This window comes from Mesorhizobium sp. M1A.F.Ca.IN.020.06.1.1 (assembly GCF_004023265.1).
In the GTDB taxonomy this organism is placed as follows: domain Bacteria; phylum Pseudomonadota; class Alphaproteobacteria; order Rhizobiales; family Rhizobiaceae; genus Mesorhizobium.
This window is the reverse complement of the sequence record NZ_RZSR01001130.1, coordinates 1-1,707: the sequence shown is the minus strand read 5'-3', so window position 1 is coordinate 1,707 and position 1,707 is coordinate 1. Positions and strand designations below refer to the sequence as shown.

The 1,707-nt window shown below is 65.7% G+C and carries 2 protein-coding genes; one reads left to right on the top strand and one right to left on the bottom strand.

Going from position 1 to position 1,707, the window contains the following annotated elements; translation table 11 throughout:
- Positions 1-34: 34 nt before the first annotated feature.
- Entirely contained in the window at positions 35-763 is a 729-nt protein-coding gene (locus tag EOA60_RS31720; protein WP_127335298.1) for a class I SAM-dependent methyltransferase, read from the bottom strand.
- A 225-nt stretch (positions 764-988) separates the two neighbouring features.
- Between EOA60_RS31720 and EOA60_RS31715 the strand changes: the two genes are divergently transcribed.
- Complete coding sequence (locus tag EOA60_RS31715) at positions 989-1,636, top strand: thiamine phosphate synthase (protein ID WP_095824195.1); 648 nt, start codon at positions 989-991, stop codon at positions 1,634-1,636.
- Positions 1,637-1,707: the final 71 nt, after the last annotated feature.

Sequence of the window (1,707 nt, the reverse complement as noted above, 5' to 3'; positions counted from 1 at the left end):
TTGACGCACCCGCGCCGGCGATGCCGGCGACCTCTCATCGCCGCGCCTGAACCAGAAGAAACATCGGCCGCTCGACCTCTTTGGCCAGTTCAGGCCTGGCGGCGATCTGCCCTTCAGTTGGACAGAATTCCTCCACGCTGCCGATGGTGAACCCGGCCTGGATCAGGTTGTTGAGCGTGGTGCCGAGTGTGCGGTGGTGCTTCACCACGCCCTCGGAGAACCAGTCGGTCGTGCGCGGCCCTTCCACCAGATACTGATCGACGGGCCAGACGTTCCTTCCTGCGGCGTCCACGGACCAGCCCGGATTGCTTGGAGCCATGAAGATCGGATGCTCCGTCGAGAAGACGAAGAACCCGCCAGGGACCAGGGCCTGGTAAACCGTCGCGAACAGCCGCGCGGCATCGCTGACATAATGCAGGGCAAGCGAGCTATAGGCGAGGTCGAAGCGCGCCTTCGGCAGGCTCAGCTCGTCGAGGTCGACGCGCTCATAGGCTATGGCTTCGTCGGAGCCGGCGGCGCGTGCTCGGGCGAGCATCCTTTCCGACAGGTCGAGGCCCAGAACCTGCTTGGCTCCCTGCGCCCGCGCCCAGCGGCAGAACCAGCCGAAGCCGCAACCGAGATCGACGATGCTTAGACCACCCACCTTCGGCAGCATGGCGCGCAGAACCGGCCACTCGGGCGCGCCGTCCAACCCTTCCACCGAACGATGCAGACGGCTGTAGCCTTCGAAGAAATCGGCCTTGTCGTAGATATTTTGCGCCATGCTCTTCCCGTGCTTTCGCTTGCTAACCTAGCGGTCGTTTCGTTAGCGTCCATCAGCAGCTTCAACAGGCCGTCTGTCAGTCCTTGAAGATTGCGCAAGCCGCTGCTGCCGCGACGCTTTTCAGCGGCGACCTTCGCCCGCCTCCTGTTCAAGCCGGACGCTTTGCTCTATGCCGCAATGCCACCATGTTCGCCCGGCATAGGCGAAAACCGGGATCGAAGACCGATGAATGAAGCAACCCCGCCCAATCGCTGCCGAATCGTGCTGATCGCGCCGCCGCTTGTGACTCCCGAGCACATCTGCACCGCCTTCGACGGCGGCGACGTCGCCTCGCTGATCCTGCCCGAAAACGGCATGGATGACGCCGCCTTCCAGGCCTTCGCCGAGAAGATCGTGCCGATCGCGCAGGCCGCCGGCGTCGCCGTCATCGTCGCCGGCGACAGCCGCATCGCCGGCCGCGTCCATGCCGACGGCATCCATGTCGAGGCAAACCGCCAGGAACTGGCCGAGACGATCGAGCGCTTGGCCGACAGGATGATGGTCGGGGCGGGCGGCGCCAAGACCCGCGATGAGGCGCTGGAGCTCGGCGAGGAGCGGCCCGACTACATGTTCTTCGGCCGCTTCGGCTATGACAACAAGCCCGAGCCGCACCACCGCAATCTCGCTCTCGGTGAATGGTGGGCGCAGATGATCCAGATTCCTTGCATCGTGATGGCCGGCTCCGAGCTTGCGTCGGTGGAAACGGTAGCGGCCACCGGCGCCGAGTTCGTGGCGCTCTCCAGCGCCGTCTTCGCCGACGGACTCGATCCGCGCGCGGCGGTCGCCGCGGCCAACGCGCTGCTCGACCAAATCGCGCCGCGCTTCGAGGACTGACGTGCGCTGGCCCAGGCTTTCCTTCGCGGCGTTGGCCGCGGCCTTGACGATCCAGGCGGCCGCTGCGCTGG

Excerpts from the sequence above, each read along its gene's own strand:
- EOA60_RS31720 (WP_127335298.1), bottom strand. The coding sequence starts at position 763 with ATGGCGCAAAATATCTACGACAAGGCCGATTTCTTCGAAGGCTACAGC.
- EOA60_RS31715 (WP_095824195.1), top strand. The coding sequence starts at position 989 with ATGAATGAAGCAACCCCGCCCAATCGCTGCCGAATCGTGCTGATCGCG.